We start from the raw sequence: 15,922 nt of genomic DNA, 5'->3' as shown, positions 1-15,922 counted from the left end.
CGGTCACGCCCGGTCACGACGCCCGTCGTGGCTCCGGGCGAGGAGCCGGACCCTCGTCACGAGAGGTCAGCCAGGCGAGTTCTCGCATCCGGCCGCGGTGGTCCTGCACGGCGGCAGCGACGTCGCGCAGCTTGACGTTGTGGTGTGAGGAGATGCGGCGCAGAACCTCGAACGCTGCGTCCTCGTCGATGTCGTAGTGCGCCATCAAGAGGCCCTGCGCGATGCCGATCTGGTGCCTGGTGGTCAGTGCGATCCGCAGCCCGTGCTTGTCCTGGGTCTGACGGATCGCCGTGCTGGCATGGATTGCGTAGATGTGGCCGGTGACCACGTCGTCCTCCGTGAAGGCGTAGGGCTTGGCGGAGTACAGGTTGAGCCCGCCGACGACCCGGTCAGCGGTCTGCAGTCGGACGCTCAACACGCTGCGCAGGCCGAGCGCGGCCGCCCCGGGTGCCCACCGTGGCCAGCGGTCCTCGACGTGAAGGTCCTGGATGACGTAGCTCTCCGCCAGGGAGAGCGCGTCCAGGCATGGACCCTGGCCGAGCTGGTACTGCAGGCTGTCGGCCTCGCCGACGATCGGGTCCGTCATCGCCGGAGTGTCGACGAGGCCGCCGCCGTGCCGCAGGCTGATACCGGCGTAGTCGCAGGGCCCGATCGTGTGGACGGCGAGGTCCACCACAGCGCGGAGGACCGCCTGCGGATCATCTCCCGCGAGCAGCTGTTGGCTGACCTTGGCGAAGGCATGGGCGTCTTGCGGTTTGGCGGACACGTCGCGCCTCCGGCTGGTGCACAGACCAAAGGCCGAGAGTCGGCGCGGCCGCCTGCGTGACCGCTGCCCAGAGTATGCGCCCCCCGAAGCCAGGGTGCAGGGCCGAAGGTCCTGTGCTGCCTGCGTTCAGGCCCGGTCCTGCGGGCTGGACGGAGCGCTCGGGGCCCGATCGTCACGCTCGGACTTGTGGTGATTCCTGAGCTTCGGGACCTTGGTCGGCCTCGGGAGCTTGGCCTTCGGGAGCTTGGCCTTCGGGAGCATGGCCTTGGGAACCTTGGCCTTCGGGGCCATGGCTGGTTTCGGGGCCTTGGGCTTGGCGGTCTTGGGCTTCGGGGCCTTGGGTGGCGTGGCGGCCCTGGGCTTCTTGCTGGCCTTGGCCGGGGGCTGCTTGGCCGCCGGACGTCCGGAACGCGCTGCGTCAGTCGGCGTCGGCGCCTTCGTGGGGGCCGGGTGTCCTAGCGCTGGCGTGCTCGTCCCGCGGCTGGGCGCCGTGAGGGTCCGGCCTGCGCCGTGCAGACCCGAGGAGGCCACGACCGAGACGGTGGGGGCCGGCGCCGGGGCGGGAGTGCCGGCCACAGCCGTCGGCAGGCTGCCCGAGGCGACGACCAGGGCCGTCACGCCCGCCGCGCTGGCCGCGCCGTGGGCGGTGGCACCCGCGACGTCCGCCAGCCGGGCTCCCCCGTCGCCGACCCACTTCAGGAACGGTGCGTTGAGCAGGAACGCCAGCGGACCGACGGACCAGAGCAACCGGGGCAGCGCGATCGCCAGGAACGCTCGGACGATCGTGGGGTCGAAGTGGGTTCCGGCGCACCGGGTGAGCTCGGCGCGGGCGGCCACCACGGTCCGGGCCGCCTTGTACGAGCGGGCCGCGGTCATGGTCTCGAAGGCGTCGACGACGGCCACGGCCCGGCCAGCCAGCGAGATCTCCTCGCCGGCCAGCCCCATCGGGTAACCGGTCCCGTCGAACCGCTCGTGGTGCTGGATGATCCCGGAGTACCAGGGCCCGAGCCACTCGGCGAGCGGGTGGGCGAGCAGTGCGCCGGCGGTGGGGTGGGCGCGGATCGCCGTCCACTCGTCGTCGTCGAGGGCGCCGGGCTTGTTGAGGATCAGCGCGCTCACCTGGAGCTTGCCGATGTCGTGGATGAGTGCGACCCAGCGCAACCGGCCGCGATCGCCCTCGGACAGGCCCAGCTCGTTCGACAACAGGTCGCAGAACAGCCGGACTCGCTCGCTGTGCCCGCGGGTGTGCTTGTCGTGTCGGCTCAGCGCGGTGACGAGGGCCAGCATGGTGACCGCGGCCTCTTGCGCGGTGGCGTCACGGCTGGCCAGTAGCTGCCGGAGCTCCTTCGCGCTGGTGGACCGTCGAGCGACCTTGACGCGGCTCGGCGCGCGGTCCGGGAAGATCATGGTCATCTGCAGCAGCACGGCGAGCGGCGCCAGGCGCATGCTGGCGCGGGAGGCCGCGAGGCTGGTGACGACCGCGACGGCCAGCCCCACCCCCGCGGCGACGAGTGTCGTCGTGTGGTCGGCCAGGAGGGCCACCGACACCCGGGCCAGGATCGTGCCGAGCAGCAAGGGGACGCCGTACTGGACGGCGCGCACGCCGAGCGCCAGCAGGGGTCGCCCGCGCCATGAATCGCCAACGCCAGACGCGCGCATGAGAGATCTCCTCGTCGACCGACGACGTCGGCCGGTTTTCCGGATGGAGTGAGGAGGCGCTGCTGCTGAACGTCGTCCACGCCCTCCATCGACGTCCGCTCCATGGTCTTGACGCCGCCGCGGGATGCTTCGCCCGTTCGGACCTGGAGTACGGTCGGGCAATCCTCGCGATCGCCCCTTCGCGGACAACGGGGTCCGCCGCCGGTCGCTGAAAGGTCGGCGCCATGTCCAGCGACAACCCCCGCCCGGGCGGGGTCTCCCGCCGAAACGTTCTGGGCTACTCCGCGGCCGCCGCAGCGCTGGCGGGTACCCAGCTCGCCGGCGCCACGCCAGCGCACGCAGCGGTCAGCGTGAAGCCGCTCTCGCCGCAGATGCTGGCCCGGATCAAGCGGGGAGAGCGGTTCCGCCTGCGCGAGCTGGGCATCATCATCGGCACCTTGCCCACCGGCCGCCACAACGCCATCACCGACGTCCCCGGCGTCCAGGTCGGCTACACGACGCTGAACTTCGACCGGCCCGGCATCGCCCGCACCGGCGTGACGATCATCAAGCCGCGCAGCGAGCCCATGCAGAACAACTGGTGCCACGCGGGCTGGTTCTCGCACAACGGCAACGGCGAGATGACGGGCACGCACTGGATCGACGAGACCGGGATGCTCACCTCCGTCATCGGGATCACCACGACGAGCCAGGTCGGCATCGTCCGGGACGCCTTGATCAAGATCGGCCTGGAGACGTTGCCGGACCTGGAGTTCCTGCTGCCGGTCGTCGCCGAGACCTACGACGGGTCGATGAACGACCTGTCCCGGTCCTGGATCAAGGACGAGCACGTGCGGCACGCCTATGCCAGCGCCAGGAGCGGCCCGGTGCAGGAGGGGAACGTCGGTGGTGGCACCGGCATGCACTACTTCGACTTCAAGGGCGGCAGCGGGACGTCGTCCCGGATCGTCCGGTACGCCGGCAAGGACTACACGGTCGGGGTCTTCGTGCAGACCAACTACGGCAGCCGCCAGCGCGAGTACTACCGGGTCAACGGCGCCCCCGTCGGCAAGGAGATCACCTACGACGAGGTGCCGCGCTCGGGCCCCCCGGCCGGGCACCACTCGTGCATCGCCATCGTCGCCACGGACGCGCCCTTCCTCCCCGCCCAGTGCAAGCGCCTCGCCATGCGGGCGGGGATCGGGCTCGGCGCCACCGGAGGCATCGCCGACAACAACTCGGGCGACATGTACCTGGCGTTCTCGACGGCCAACGACGTGCGACAGGACGAGGTCCCGGACTACTACTCGGCGACGTCCATCCCGGACGCTGAGATCACGCCCTTCATGCACGCGGTGTCGGAGGCGTTCCAGGAGGCCGCGCACAACTCCGCGACCAAGGCGCGCACCCTCGCCGGTTTCCAGACCACCCTGTACCAGCTGCCGCTGGACCGCCTCGTCGAGATCGTCCAGGAGCACCAGCTGTACGGACCGGGGTTCTCCGGGTAAGTCAGGATCGACACCGCAGGCGCTCGCGCGTTGAACCGGATGCCGAGTCAGCTCGTGTCACCGGGTGAGTCACGTCAGTGAGCTGCCTCATCGGAAGGGGATGCGCGATGCGCCGCCTCGGAGTCCTCCTCAGCATGGTGATCCTCGGAGCGCTGACCGTCGCGTTCCCGACCTCGGCGATGGCCTCCGGCAGTATCGGGGCGCTCTCAATCAACCCGGACTCCGTGCGCGCCGGCCAGTCGACGACGGGCACCGTGGACCTCGGCTTCCCTGATTCCGCCCCGACTGTCGTGCGGTTGTTCTCCGGCGATCCCGCCGCGGCCCAGGTGCCGGTGTCGATCACCATCGCAGCCGGGCAGACCACGGGCAGCTTCACCATCACCTCGAACGCTGCGGCGGCGCCAGAGATCGTGCAGATCATGGCCGCGACTCCCGACAACATCTCCCGAACCCACCTCCTCTCGGTGAACCCCGCGACGCCGGCCGGCCCCTCGCTGACCTCGGTCTCGTTCGTCCCGACGTCGGTCGTCGGGGGGCAGAACGCCACCGGCACCGTGCGGTTCACCGCTGCGGTGCCCCAGGGCGCCGTCGTCCAGCTGTCGAGCGGCCGGCCCGACATCGCCCGGGTCCCGCAGGAGACCGTCGTCAGCGCCAACACCGCCACGAGCACGTTCAACCTCGCGACCTCGCCGGTCACCTCGGCGACGGCCGTCACGGTCACGGCCAGCTGGTTCGGCCTCACGAGGACCGCGACCGTCGTCGTGACGCCCGGCGCGCCACCGGCTGCCGACGTCGTGCGGATCACGAAGGCCACCTGGAAGAAGGGTCTGCTGACGATCGAGGCGACCAGCACCAACCCGAACGCCATCCTCACCGTGTTCTCGGCCTCGGGGGCGCCGCTGTTCGACCTCACGAACAAGGGAGGGGGGCGGTACGTCGACCAGCGCGGCTTCGTCTTCAACCCGGTGCAGATCAGCGTGCGGAGCAACTTCGGCGGCTCGGCCTCGGCGACGCTGAAGACCTAGCGTCCGGCCGTGCTGGGGTCTTGCCCCGGCGGGCGGCCAGGGCCACGCTGGCACAGGGCTGGCACAGGGGCCGGCACAGCCCAGGAGAGGAACGCCAGGATGGCGCAGCACACGGAGTACAGCGTGACCGCCGTCGTTGCGAGCAACCTCGATCTGGCGGATCCCGGGGCGGTCCACCGGGTTCTGGACGAGCTTGCGGACCACTCACCGCAGGTCCTCGCCGAGGGCGGACAGCACGAGCCGGGCCACGTGCTGGTCGCGGTCGCGGTGCTGGCGAGCTCCCTGGCCGAGGCGGTCCGGCAGGCCATCGAGCTGTTCGAGCCGCTCGGAGCGGTCGTCGAGATCCGGGCGATGGCCACCAGCCGGCACGACGTGCTCTATGCACCCGCCGAGGCGGCGGAACCTCATACCTGGCACTGCACCTGCCGGCACTGCCTGGCTGCGAGCCTCCGGCATCCGATCTCGAGCAGGACCCACCAGTCGGACTGACCCCTGGCATGTGATCGACGTTCGCGGTCCGTCGTCCCTACCGAAGGTGGTCATAACGGACAGTGCTGCGTGTGTTACCGAGCGTGGTTCTGTGACAGGCTGTCGAGATGAGTGAGCAGCGGCGAGCCCGGGTGGGCGCACTTGCGGCTGTCTGCTGGCTGGCGCTCGTGGTCGCGGCCCAGATCGCCGCGGGACGTGAGCCGACACTGGTCCTGTCCGCGCTGTACGGGATGGCCCCGCTCATCGCGTGCGCGGCCGTCCCGGCGTTCGGGACCGCCCTGGTGGGCCTGGCCGCGATCGGTCTGTCGGTCCTGTCAGGCGTCTGGACGGGAACGCTCGGGACCGAGCAGCACGCGGTGCGCCTGGTCAACGTCGCGCTGATCGCGGTGGTGGCGGTGGTCATGGCCGAGGTGCGGGTACGGCGTGAGCGGCGCTTCGCGCGGGTCGCGCGCATCGCGGAGGTGGCCCAGCGGACGATCCTGCCCGTCGTGCCGCCGCAGGTGGGACCGGTGAAGGTGGCCGCCACCTACGTCGCGGCCGGGCAGGACGCGCTCGTCGGTGGCGACCTGTTCGACTACTACCACTCGGCCGACCGCACGTACTTCGTCGTGGGGGACGTACGCGGCAAGGGCGTGGGGGCGGTCGAGCAGGCCGCGCGCGTCATTCGGGCGTTCCGTCAGGCGGCGGCTGGTAGCACCGGGCTCGCGTCCGTGGCCGGCTCGATGAGCCGGTACCTGGTGCCGTTCCTCGGTGACGAGGACTTCGCCACCGCGGTGCTGGTCGAGGTGGGCGAACGCGAGCTGACGATCGTCAGCTGCGGGCACCCGCCGCCGCTGCTCATCAGGCCGGCGCACGGGGGCGTCCTGCTTGACGCCCCGCCGGGCCTGCCGCTCGGGCTGTCCGACCTCTACGAGGAGCGCACGGTGCCCTGGGAGCTCGGCAGCCGCTTGCTCCTCTACACGGACGGTCTGAGCGAGGCGCGGGACGGTGCCGGTGAGTTCCTGCCCGTCGCTCCCTTGGCGGCGCAGCTCGAGACGGGCACCGTCGCCGATGCCGTGGATGCGTTGCTCCGCATCGTCCGCGACTACACCGTCGGCCAGGACGCCACCGACGACCTGGCGGTCGTCCTGCTCGAGAATGCCGGCACCCAGGCGGGCGAGCGCGACCCGCGCGACCACTTCCTGCTGCAGGGCTGAGCGGCACCCGCGTTCGCTCTAGTCCCCCGGCAGTCGCAGCTCGCCCCGGTCCGGGTCCCAGTGGACGAGGCCCTCCTGCGCGAAGTCCCGCAGCCACCCCTGCATCGGCCACGTGCCCCACCGTTCACGAAACACGGTGGCGTTGCGCACGATCGCCTCGACGTGCTGGCGCGGTGGGTTCTGGGTCGGGTGGTACTGGTGCCAGGCGACAGCGCCGCCGACCCAGGTGAACGGCGTGCCGAGCTCCCTGGCCATGAACGCCAGGTCGGTGTCCTCGGCGCCGTAGCCGACGAACTCCTCGCAGAAGCCGCCGAGCGCCTCGTAGTCGCCGCGTCGGATGGCGAACGAGAGCGACCAGAACAGCTCGTAGCGGTCCTCGCCCAGCAACTGACCGGCCGGCGGATCGGGTCGGGCTGGGTGCGGCGCGGCGGCGGCACCCAGCGCTGCCTCGTTCGCGACGCGCGCGTCGAAGTCCTCCGGAAGGTAGGCGACAGGTCCGCAGAGCAGCCCCCGTGCCGTCCGCGCCGCTGCCGCGTAGCGACGCAGCAGCTGGCTGCTGGGGATGCAGTCGACGTCCAGGAACACCAGGAGGTCGCCGACGGCTGCCGCCGCCCCGGCGTTGCGCGCCGCGGCGAGCGGGAGCCGGGGGCGGCCCTGCTCGTCGTCGTCCACAGGGATCTCGACCGGGACGACCGCTGGGGCGCCCACGACGTCGGGCCACGGAGAGGGGCCGCCCATCTGCACCACCACGTGCTCGGCGTGCACACCCTGCCGGGCCAGCCCGCGCCGCATCTGGCGCAGGTGGTCCAGGCGTCCGTGCACGGTCGTGATCACGGAGATCTCAGGCACGAGACCACTCCTCCAGCGCGGTCGCCATCCGTTGCGCGCCACCGCCGTCGTGGTAGCGCGCCCACCCCGCACCACCGAGTCTCATCGCCTGGTCCAACAGGTCCGGCCACGCACGCCGGTCCGGCCACGGCTCGGCCAGGACTGCCAGGCCGTGGGACACCAGGGTCCTGGCGTGGCTCTCCTGCTCTCCGAAGGGCCGCGGCTGCGGGACAGCGACCAGGGGCTTGCGAGCAGCCGCGGCGTCCGCGATGGCGTTGTTTCCCGCCGTGGCGACGACGACGTCCGCCTGGCAGAGGTACGGCCAGGGGTCGTCCAGCCAGCCGACCAGGTCCAGGGTCGCCGGGCGGCCCGCCGGGCGGTTGCCGGTCAGGTCACCGGCCACGTGCCAGTGCGTGTCGGGCACTCCGGCCGCCTCGACGAGGTCGGTCCTGCGCATCGCGTCGCCACCACGGCCCAGCAGCAGCAGCACGCATCGTCCGCCGGTCTCGCAGCGTGTCCGTACGACTGCGCGCGCGTCGTGCCGGCTGATCGGGCCGACCCACGTGGTGCGCTCCAACCACTGGGGCGGCCACGGCTGCTGGGTCGACTCCGGCCACGGCGCGACGATGTGGCTGGCCAGGTCGTACCCGAGGGCGTGCGGGGCGTCCAGGCGGTCACCGCGCATCGCCACCGCCACGGACGGGACGGACAGCAGGCGGGCCAGGGCGAGTACCTCGACGGAGACGTCACTGACGAGCAGGTCAGCCGCTTCGTCGTCGAGCCAGCGGCCGAGCGTGGCCATCCGGCGGCGAAAACCCTGGTGTCGCAACGGTGCCCAGTGCAGCGCGCTGTGCGCGGTCACGTCGTCCTGCGGTCCGGGAGCAGGGACGTCGTCCCGCCCGAGCCTGAGCCAGGGCACGCCGGGCCCGGGGTCGGCCGAGCTGAGGACCGTGATCGGGCCGCTCACCCGCCGCGCCACCTGCCCAGCGCGCTGGACGTGTCCGGCACCCTGGTGGTGCGCGTAGTAGCCGATCACGAGGCCATCGGCGCCTCGACGGGGGCGTCGGCGCGGTAGAGCTGCTCGTAGCCGGCCACCATCCGCCGCGAGTCCACCGACAGCTCCGCGTGGCGCCGGGCGGCACCGCGGTCGAGCCGGCTCGCCGAGCGGATGGCGACGGCGAGGGCGTCGACGTCCCCTCCGTCCACGAGGACCGCGCACTCCGGCGTGACCAATTCGGCCAGGGCACCTCGGCGGAAGGCGGCCACCGGCGTGCCGGCGGCCAGCGCCTCGGCGACGACGAGGCCGAAGGGCTCGTCCCAGCACGGGGTCACGACGCAGACCGCGGCGGCCCCGACCAGCCGCCGCAGTGCGTCGTGGTCCAGGTGCCCCACCCACTCGGCGTCAGGGCCCAGCATCGGCATCAGGACCGTGCGCAGGTAGTGCTCGTCGGGCGCCGGGCCCGCCAACCGCAGCGGGAGCCCGGCACGCCGGCACGCCGTGACGGCGAGGTGCGGCGCCTTCTCCGGCACCAGCCGCCCCGTCCAGACCGCACCGGCCCCACCCGGCCCGGCGGTCCAGCGCTGGAGGTCGATCCCGTTGTGCAGCACCGGGATCGGACCGGTCATCGGGCGCCAGGCGTCGGCCGTGTGCTGCGACACCGCGACCGGCCGGACGGTCGTTCCCAGCGTCAGTGCCGACTCCAACCAGGGGGTGGGTGGGGTGTGCAGCGTGAGCAGCGGTGGCCGAGGTAGCAGCTCCGCCATGGCCACCGGTAGGTGGTGCAGCGTGTTCAGGTGGACGACGTCGAAGGTCGTGTCTGCGGCCAGCCGGAGCATGAGCGACTGGTAGGCGTGGTGCTCGCGCAGGAACCGGTCCGGTGGCATCGACACGTCCGCCCGGGCGCGGGCGCTCGGCTCGAAGCGGCCGCCGTCGATCACCTCGATGCGCGCGATGGACGGGTCCGACCCGGGGGCGGCGAACACGGTCACGTCGTGGCCGCGCTCCGTCAGACCCTGTGCCAGCAGCCAGGTGTGGGCCTCCATCCCGCCGGCGAACGGCTCGGCCACGGGGAACCGGGTGCCGGCGACGAGGGCGATGCGCAAGGGCGAGGCTGTCACGGCAGCAGGGCCGCGTAGACGCGTGCGTGGGTCGCGGCGATGTCGGCGCGCTGCTCGGTTCGGAACGCCACGCTGAGCGGCTCCGGTGGTCCCGCACTGCGAGCCGCGGCCACTGCCTGCGCCAAGGAGGTGACGTCCAGGGCGTGCTCGTCGAGGTCGAAGGACACGATCGCGCCCTGGTCTGCGTAGTAGCCGCACCGGGGCGCTGCGACCGCCGTGCCGAGGTCCCGGCACGCCTCGAGCCAGCCGGAGTGCGTCCCGAACCGGTACGGCAGTACCGACAGGTCGAGGTCGCTCAGGTAGTCCCACAGCTCGGAGTCGGAGAAGTAGTCGTGCACCCGGACGTCCGCCCCGCTACCGGCGGCCCGCTCCAGGGTCGCCGCCAGCTGCGGCTGGTACCGCGCGCCGGCCGGTTCGACGATGTCGCGGTGGGCGTCGACGCGCAGCCGTACACCAGGCTGGGTGTCGACGACGTGCAGGAGGGCGTTGACCACGGGGACTCCGGACATGCACGCGCGCATGCTCTTCAGGTGCACGCCGACCAGGAAGTCGCCGCCCGTCGGAGGCGCATCGGACCGGCTGCGTTCGCGGCGTCCCATCTCCGCCAGGTCGAGCACGTGCGGATGAGGGACGACGAGCGCGCGTCGTCCCCACCGGGACTGGATCTCGCGCGCCGCCCCCTCGGTGAGGGTCAGCAGGGCGTCGGCCGCCGGGACGAGCACCCCGAGCTGTTCGTCGTGCAGGTGGCGGGTCGGGTGGTGCGGGTTGCGCAGGTCGTGCACGGTCAGCACGAGCGGCTTGCCCGCTTCTCGCAGGGCCGCGACGATCGCGGCGAGCTCCGCCGGCGCGAGGGCGTCGAAGCCGAAGTGCACGTGCATCAGGTCGAACGTGTCGGCGTGGGCCCGGATCCAACCGGCGTCCAGCGCGACCGGTGGCCACCACGGGTTCGAGGGGTCGGGCAGTCGGACGAGCGACCCGGTCGGAGCGGCGGGCGGCGACAGGTGGCGGACGTAGACGTGTCCGCTCGGCACGGACGCGACGGTGAGGGGCCTGGTAGCGGCCGCACGAGTCGGCGCGGGGGTGGTCGGGGTGGCGGTGGACACGCAGGCTCCTGGTGGATCGGTGCGGCGGCGGCGGCACGGGTGCGCGCGCTGATCGACGGGCGGCCTGCCTTCGCGCGCTCGGAGAACGACGTCCTCAGGCCGTCGGGCCATGGCTTGACCGCTCCCTGAGCATGGGGCCGGTTCCACGGGGCCGCCCGTCGATCTTGGACGAGTCAGGCCGGGACCTCGGGATGCTCGGCCAACGCGGCCAGCCGGCGCAACGACTCCACGATGCGGGCGTGCAGGAGGCTGTCCAGCAAGGGGTTCTGCGCCCACTTGCCCGGCCCGCTGACCGGGACCTCGCCCATGGTGACCACGGTCCCGGCGGCGGTCCGCGCGAGACGAAGGTCCACCCTGGCCTCGCCGAGCGGCCGGCCTCGGGCCAGCAGCGCCAGGTGCGTGGGCGCCTGGCACACCTCGACGGTGGTCTCGCCCTTCAGCGTCGCCGGCCAGACGCCGACGGCGTGGTGGAGCCGTGAACCCGGGCGCGGCCAGCCGGTCTCGACGGCCCGGACGTTGGCGGACCCGACCACCCAGCCCGCGAACTGCCAGCCGTCGGACAGCACCTCGAAGAGCCGCTCCGGGGACGCGGACACGGTCACGCTCGCCTCTGCCATGGGCCAACCCTCACCCCGCGCCACGCTTACCGCGCGTTGGTCTCTCCCGGTGGCGTGGTCGGAGCCTGCGGCCCGACGCTGGCGGAGTGACTTTGGCGCGCTTGGCGCGCTCGGGTGGCCGACGCCCTGGCCGCGTGTCAGCGTCACGGAGTCGTGATTCAACCCAGAGTTGCGGAGATACCCGTGACGTAGGGATGAATCAGATGCGAGCACTGACGTGGCAGGGCAAGCGGGACGTCCAGGTCCTAGAGGTCCCGGACCCGAAGATCCTCGAGCCGACCGACGCCATCATCAAGGTCACCTCGACGGCGATCTGCGGGAGTGACCTGCACCTGTACGAGGTCCTCGGATCGTTCCTGGCCCCCGGCGACGTCCTGGGGCACGAGACGATGGGCGTGGTGGAGGAGGTCGGGTCCCAGGTCTCCCAGATCAAGCCCGGAGACCGCGTGGTGGTGCCGTTCAACATCTCGTGCGGGACCTGCTGGATGTGCTCGCGCGGACTGTTCGCGCAGTGCGAGACCACCCAGGTCACCGCGCAGGGCAAGGGGGCCGCGCTGTTCGGGTACACCGAGCTCTACGGGTCCGTCCCGGGCGGTCAGGCCGAGTACCTGCGGGTGCCCCAGGCCCAGTTCGGCCCGATCGTCGTCCCCGACGGCGTGCCCGACGAGCGGGTCCTGTACCTGTCCGACATCCTGCCGACCGCCTGGCAGGGCGTGGCCTACGCCGACGTCGAGCCCGGCGGGACCCTGGCGGTCATCGGTCTCGGTCCGGTGGGCCAGCTGGCCGCCCGCATCGCGCTGCACCAGGGCGTCGGCCGAGTCATCGGTGTCGACCTCGTGCCGGAGCGCCTCAAGCTCGCCGCCGCGTACGGTGTCGAGACGCTCGACATCAGCGGCTTGGACGACGTCGACGGCGCGCTCATCGAGCTCACCGGTGGCCGTGGCCCGGACGGCGTGCTCGAGGCGGTCGGGATGGAGGCGCACGGGTCGCCGGTCGGCAAGCTCGCCCACACGGCCGTCGGCCTGCTCCCGGACGCGGTGGCGAAGCCGTTGACCGACCGGATGGCCGTGGATCGCCTCGCTGCCCTGTACACCAGTCTCAAGGCGGTCCGGCGTGGCGGGACCGTCTCCGTGAGCGGGGTCTACGGCGGCGAGATGGACCCGATGCCGATGATGGAGATGTTCGACCGCGGGATCCAGCTGCGGATGGGTCAGTGCCACGTGAAGCGCTGGATCGACGAGATCTGGCCCGTCGCGCTGGCTGACGGCGACCCACTCGGACTCGAGTCCCTCGCGACGCACCACCTGCCGCTGCAGGACGCCCCGGCCGCGTACGACCTGTTCCAGCGCAAGGAGGACGGCTGCATCAAGGTCGTCCTGCAGCCGTGACCGCTGATCCCGCCAAGGGGGACGACGCCACCCCGCGCGTGGTCCTGGTCACCGGTGCGACGAGTGGGATCGGACTGGCGTTGGCGCGCGAGCTGGCCGCCGCCGGGGACCACCTCGCCCTGCTCGCGCGGAGCAAGGAGCCGTTGGACCGGACGGCGTCTGAGTGCCGCACTGCGGGCGCCGCCTCGGTCACGACCTTCGCCGCCGACGTCGCCGACGGTGCGGCTGTCGAGGCGGCCGTCCGCGACGTCGAACGCCGTCAGGGACCGATCGACGTCGTCGTCCAGTCCGCAGGCGTCGCCGCCTACGGCCGGTTCGAGGACGTGCCGCCGGAGGTGTTCGACGGCGTGCTGGCCACGAACGTGCTGGGCACGGCCAACGTCGTCCGCGCCGTGCTGCCGGGCATGCGCGACCGCAACGACGGTCGCATCGTGCTGATCGGGTCGGTCGTCGGGGCGCTCGCCGTCCCGGAGATGAGCGCGTACGCCGTGAGCAAGTGGGCCATCCGGTCGCTCGCGCGGCACCTGCAGATCGAGAACCGCGACCGTTCCGGCGTGCACATCACCCTCGTCACGCCCGGCGGGATCGACACCCCCATCTACCCGCAGGCGGCCACCTACAACGGCCACGTCGGCAAGCCGCCGCCGCCGATCTACGCACCGGAGACGGTGGCCCATCGGATCGTCCAGTCACTGAACAGGCCGCCCAAGCGGCTGGACGTCGGGATCACCAACGCGGTGATGGCCCTCGGGTTCGCGCTGCTGCCGTCGCTCTACGACGCGATCGTCACCCCGCTGTTCAACCTGGTGACGAAAGAACGCGAGAACGTCCCGCCGACCAGTGGCAACGTGCTGCGGCCGAACGCGGCACTCAACGCGCTGCGCGGGCGTCATCCCGGCCTGACCAACCTCCGGCGGCGCTGATCAAGCGAGGACCCGCTGCGAGCACCCCACTCGCCGCGCGGGTCCCGCCCGCGGTCTGGCCGGGGAGTCCACGCTTACCCACTGAGGGTGAGCCGCTGGGTCCCCATGGTGGGGATCATCGGAGGGCAGTCGGGACCACCGAAGGATGACCTGGTCTCGATGTCGACACCCGAGAGGGACCCTCATGAGTGACGAGCAGGTCAGCACGGCGACGAATCCCAAGGTCCTGGTCGTCTATTACTCGTTTACGCAGCAGAACCGGAAGGTCGCCGACGTCGTCGCCGACCGGCTGCGCGAGCGCGGGTGCAAGGTGACCACAGCGGCCATCGAGTTCACCGACAAGCGTTACATCGAGCGGTTCGCGGTGTTTCCGCTCAAGCACCGGATCTTCGACATCGTTCGGATGCTCCCGGCTCAGCTGCGTCGGGCAACCGGCGAGATCCGCATCCCCGAGGAAGCGCAGCGCGGTGGATACGACCTGGTTTGCGTTGGCTCGGCGACGTGGTGGCTCACCACCTGCATGCCGATCCGCTCGTTCCTGAAGGCCGACTCGACCAAGGCGCTGCTGTCCAGCACGCCGTTCGGCGCGTACGTCGTCTGCCGGCGGTACTGGAAGAGCAACCTCAAGAGCGTCCGGCGCATGGGAGCCAAGCAGGGTGGCGTCTGGGTTGACGGCATCCACTTCAAGGCCCTCGGTGGTCAGATCCGATCACTGCTGTCGTTGATCAGCTACCTGGGGACCGGTGAGAACCGGAGCCACTACCTCGGTGTGCCGATCCCGAAGCCGAACCTGACCGATGACTACGCCGACAAGTCCAAGGCTTTCGCAGACCAGTTGGCCGATCGGGCCGGAGCCACCAAGGCCGCCTGAGGTTCCAGCGGGCCTGGCACAGCCACGTTGTCCTGGTTCCACCGGAGACCGACTTGTTTGGGGTGCAGCATGCAAAGGTCAAACGCATGGAGACTGGCCGTCGTGGTCGTCACCTGCCTGGTCGCGGCTGGTTGCTCATCCGGAGATCACAAGGCGGCGAGTTCGTCGAGCGCGGCAGCCACCAGCGGATCGAGCGCGCTGGGCGGCATCGTGACGATCGCCATGGCACAGGTTGGTGACCCGGGCAACAAGTCCGTGGGTGTCATTCAGACGTTCGGCGGTCCCAAGGGCCAGTTCGTCGACCCGCCGAAGGGCACAGGCATCTACCAGACCTGTGCGGAGGCTCCGAAGCCGCCGCCTAAGTGTCTGACCGTGGGCGCGGTTGCCTATCCGTACGGCATCGGTGAGTTTGAGACCACCGTGAGCCAGTACGTGACCTTCCTCAACACCGCCGACCGCGAAGGCAAGAACCTGCGCAATCTCTACTACGACAACATGAGCCCTACGGTTTGGCCCCAGTACGGGTCGATCAGCTACAACCCGAGCGCTAGCGCCGGTGCGCACTACGCCGTGGCGTACCCCGAATGGGCGCAGAAGCCCTTCAACTTCGGGGACTTCAGCCGCGGCGCCCGCTTCGCGAACTCGCTGACCAACGGCAAGATCCTGTCGAGCACGCCGTCATCGTCAAACGGCTTCAACTACGTCACATACCAGGTCCAACTCTCGCCCGAGACCGAAAAGGGTATGTACGACATGAGGACCGAGGCCCCCACCCGCACCGCGAAGACCGGGTTCGTGATCTCCAGTAACGACGAGTGGATCAAGGCCGCGTACTACGACCCGAAGGGCGGTGGGACCAACTCGTACTGGGCCTACCCCACCGGGCCTCTCAACCCACCGAATCCCACCGTGCTCGACCCGAAGACCGGTGACGTGACGAACGCCAGCGACCAGCCGTTGGCCACGTACAACCCGAACGACCCGAATGGCTCGAACGACACCCCAGGATCGCCGACCGGTGCCGCACCCACGTGGTGCCCCTCACAGGCGGGACCGACCTGCGCCAAGGTGTTCCCGACCGAGCTCCCGCCGGGGCTGGACCTCCCGTCCCTGTACATGGCGAACGTCAGCACCGTGGGGCAGGCGAAGACTCCCTCACCATGGGGCACCTACGACCAGGGCGGGAACGTCGTGGAGGTCCTCGACAGCGTTGTGCCGCAGCCGGAGGGCTACAACTTCGTGCGGGACTGGCACTACTACCACGGGGGTGTGGCGAACGCGCCCGCCTATCAGGTGGAGATCTCGGCCTTCGGCCCTGCACCGGGGGACTGGCTCTTCACCCGCTACTACCCATGGCTTGGTTTCCGTCTAGGTGTCGTGGGGGACGCCGCAGCCACCGGGACCGCGACGCCGAGCGGTTGAGTAGGAGTATTCACCCAGAACGGGTGGTCC

Annotated in this window: 15 protein-coding genes; 8 read left to right on the top strand and 7 right to left on the bottom strand. The window is 71.0% G+C overall.

Annotated features, from left to right (window positions below; translation table 11 throughout):
• Positions 1–13: 13 nt before the first annotated feature.
• Entirely contained in the window at positions 14–766 is a 753-nt protein-coding gene (locus ABEB17_RS18280; protein ID WP_345718184.1) for a GAF and ANTAR domain-containing protein, read from the bottom strand.
• A gap of 126 nt (positions 767–892) precedes the next feature.
• Positions 893–2,425 (bottom strand): HD-GYP domain-containing protein, encoded by a 1,533-nt coding sequence (locus ABEB17_RS18275; RefSeq protein WP_345718183.1) that lies wholly within the window; start codon positions 2,423–2,425, stop codon positions 893–895.
• A 224-nt stretch (positions 2,426–2,649) separates the two neighbouring features.
• Between ABEB17_RS18275 and ABEB17_RS18270 the strand changes: the two genes are divergently transcribed.
• The 4 genes from ABEB17_RS18270 (at position 2,650) to ABEB17_RS18255 (ending at position 6,622) form a co-directional block, all read left to right on the top strand.
• Positions 2,650–3,912 carry a P1 family peptidase gene (locus tag ABEB17_RS18270; protein WP_345718182.1) on the top strand — a complete coding sequence of 421 codons (1,263 nt, stop codon included), beginning with the start codon at positions 2,650–2,652 and terminating at the stop codon, positions 3,910–3,912.
• A gap of 107 nt (positions 3,913–4,019) precedes the next feature.
• Complete coding sequence (locus ABEB17_RS18265) at positions 4,020–4,937, top strand: hypothetical protein (RefSeq protein WP_345718181.1); 918 nt, start codon at positions 4,020–4,022, stop codon at positions 4,935–4,937.
• A gap of 99 nt (positions 4,938–5,036) precedes the next feature.
• The gene (locus ABEB17_RS18260; RefSeq protein ID WP_345718180.1) at positions 5,037–5,426 is read left to right on the top strand and encodes a hypothetical protein; all 390 of its coding nucleotides are present in this window, start codon (positions 5,037–5,039) and stop codon (positions 5,424–5,426) included.
• A gap of 107 nt (positions 5,427–5,533) precedes the next feature.
• The gene (locus ABEB17_RS18255; protein ID WP_345718179.1) at positions 5,534–6,622 is read left to right on the top strand and encodes a PP2C family protein-serine/threonine phosphatase; all 1,089 of its coding nucleotides are present in this window, start codon (positions 5,534–5,536) and stop codon (positions 6,620–6,622) included.
• 18 nt (positions 6,623–6,640) lie between these two features.
• On the opposite strand, the gene ABEB17_RS18250 is transcribed toward ABEB17_RS18255, so the two are convergent.
• The 5 genes from ABEB17_RS18250 to ABEB17_RS18230 form a co-directional block, all read right to left on the bottom strand.
• Positions 6,641–7,471 (bottom strand): glycosyltransferase family 2 protein, encoded by an 831-nt coding sequence (locus tag ABEB17_RS18250; protein WP_345718178.1) that lies wholly within the window; start codon positions 7,469–7,471, stop codon positions 6,641–6,643.
• Positions 7,464–8,486, bottom strand: a complete 1,023-nt coding sequence (locus tag ABEB17_RS18245) for a glycosyltransferase (RefSeq protein ID WP_345718177.1) — start codon at positions 8,484–8,486, stop codon at positions 7,464–7,466. The genes ABEB17_RS18250 and ABEB17_RS18245 overlap by 8 nt, the downstream gene beginning before the upstream one ends.
• Positions 8,483–9,568, bottom strand: a complete 1,086-nt coding sequence (locus ABEB17_RS18240) for a glycosyltransferase (protein ID WP_345718176.1) — start codon at positions 9,566–9,568, stop codon at positions 8,483–8,485. Before ABEB17_RS18240 ends, ABEB17_RS18245 begins: the two co-directional genes overlap by 4 nt.
• Positions 9,565–10,599, bottom strand: coding sequence for a glycosyltransferase (locus tag ABEB17_RS18235; protein ID WP_345718175.1), 1,035 nt, complete (start codon positions 10,597–10,599; stop codon positions 9,565–9,567). The genes ABEB17_RS18240 and ABEB17_RS18235 overlap by 4 nt, the downstream gene beginning before the upstream one ends.
• A gap of 245 nt (positions 10,600–10,844) precedes the next feature.
• A complete protein-coding gene (locus tag ABEB17_RS18230) occupies positions 10,845–11,288 on the bottom strand; it encodes an SRPBCC family protein (RefSeq protein ID WP_345718174.1) in 444 nt (147 codons plus the stop codon).
• Between the two features lie 203 nt (positions 11,289–11,491).
• Between ABEB17_RS18230 and ABEB17_RS18225 the strand changes: the two genes are divergently transcribed.
• The 4 genes from ABEB17_RS18225 (at position 11,492) to ABEB17_RS18210 (ending at position 15,892) form a co-directional block, all read left to right on the top strand.
• Positions 11,492–12,676, top strand: a complete 1,185-nt coding sequence (locus ABEB17_RS18225; RefSeq protein WP_345718173.1) for a zinc-dependent alcohol dehydrogenase — start codon at positions 11,492–11,494, stop codon at positions 12,674–12,676.
• Positions 12,673–13,599 (top strand): SDR family NAD(P)-dependent oxidoreductase, encoded by a 927-nt coding sequence (locus tag ABEB17_RS18220; RefSeq protein ID WP_345718172.1) that lies wholly within the window; start codon positions 12,673–12,675, stop codon positions 13,597–13,599. Before ABEB17_RS18225 ends, ABEB17_RS18220 begins: the two co-directional genes overlap by 4 nt.
• A 184-nt stretch (positions 13,600–13,783) precedes the next feature.
• Entirely contained in the window at positions 13,784–14,470 is a 687-nt protein-coding gene (locus ABEB17_RS18215; protein ID WP_345718171.1) for a flavodoxin family protein, read from the top strand.
• Positions 14,471–14,572: 102 nt separating this feature from the next.
• Positions 14,573–15,892: a hypothetical protein gene (locus ABEB17_RS18210; RefSeq protein WP_345718170.1), complete on the top strand. Its 1,320-nt coding sequence runs from the start codon at positions 14,573–14,575 to the stop codon at positions 15,890–15,892.
• Positions 15,893–15,922: the final 30 nt, after the last annotated feature.

This window comes from Angustibacter luteus, assembly GCF_039541115.1.
Lineage (GTDB): Bacteria > Actinomycetota > Actinomycetes > Actinomycetales > Angustibacteraceae > Angustibacter > Angustibacter luteus.
Note: the sequence above shows the minus strand (reverse complement) of the source record. Positions and strands in the feature narration are given on the sequence as shown.

What these genes read in the sequence shown, in the direction of transcription:
- ABEB17_RS18265 (WP_345718181.1), top strand. Translation starts at nt 4,020, where the DNA reads ATGCGCCGCCTCGGAGTCCTCCTCAGCATGGTGATCCTCGGAGCGCTG.
- ABEB17_RS18275 (WP_345718183.1), bottom strand. Translation starts at nt 2,425, where the DNA reads ATGCGCGCGTCTGGCGTTGGCGATTCATGGCGCGGGCGACCCCTGCTG.
- ABEB17_RS18215 (WP_345718171.1), top strand. Translation starts at nt 13,784, where the DNA reads ATGAGTGACGAGCAGGTCAGCACGGCGACGAATCCCAAGGTCCTGGTC.
- ABEB17_RS18230 (WP_345718174.1), bottom strand. Translation starts at nt 11,288, where the DNA reads ATGGCAGAGGCGAGCGTGACCGTGTCCGCGTCCCCGGAGCGGCTCTTC.
- ABEB17_RS18270 (WP_345718182.1), top strand. Translation starts at nt 2,650, where the DNA reads ATGTCCAGCGACAACCCCCGCCCGGGCGGGGTCTCCCGCCGAAACGTT.
- ABEB17_RS18225 (WP_345718173.1), top strand. Translation starts at nt 11,492, where the DNA reads ATGCGAGCACTGACGTGGCAGGGCAAGCGGGACGTCCAGGTCCTAGAG.
- ABEB17_RS18260 (WP_345718180.1), top strand. Translation starts at nt 5,037, where the DNA reads ATGGCGCAGCACACGGAGTACAGCGTGACCGCCGTCGTTGCGAGCAAC.
- ABEB17_RS18255 (WP_345718179.1), top strand. Translation starts at nt 5,534, where the DNA reads ATGAGTGAGCAGCGGCGAGCCCGGGTGGGCGCACTTGCGGCTGTCTGC.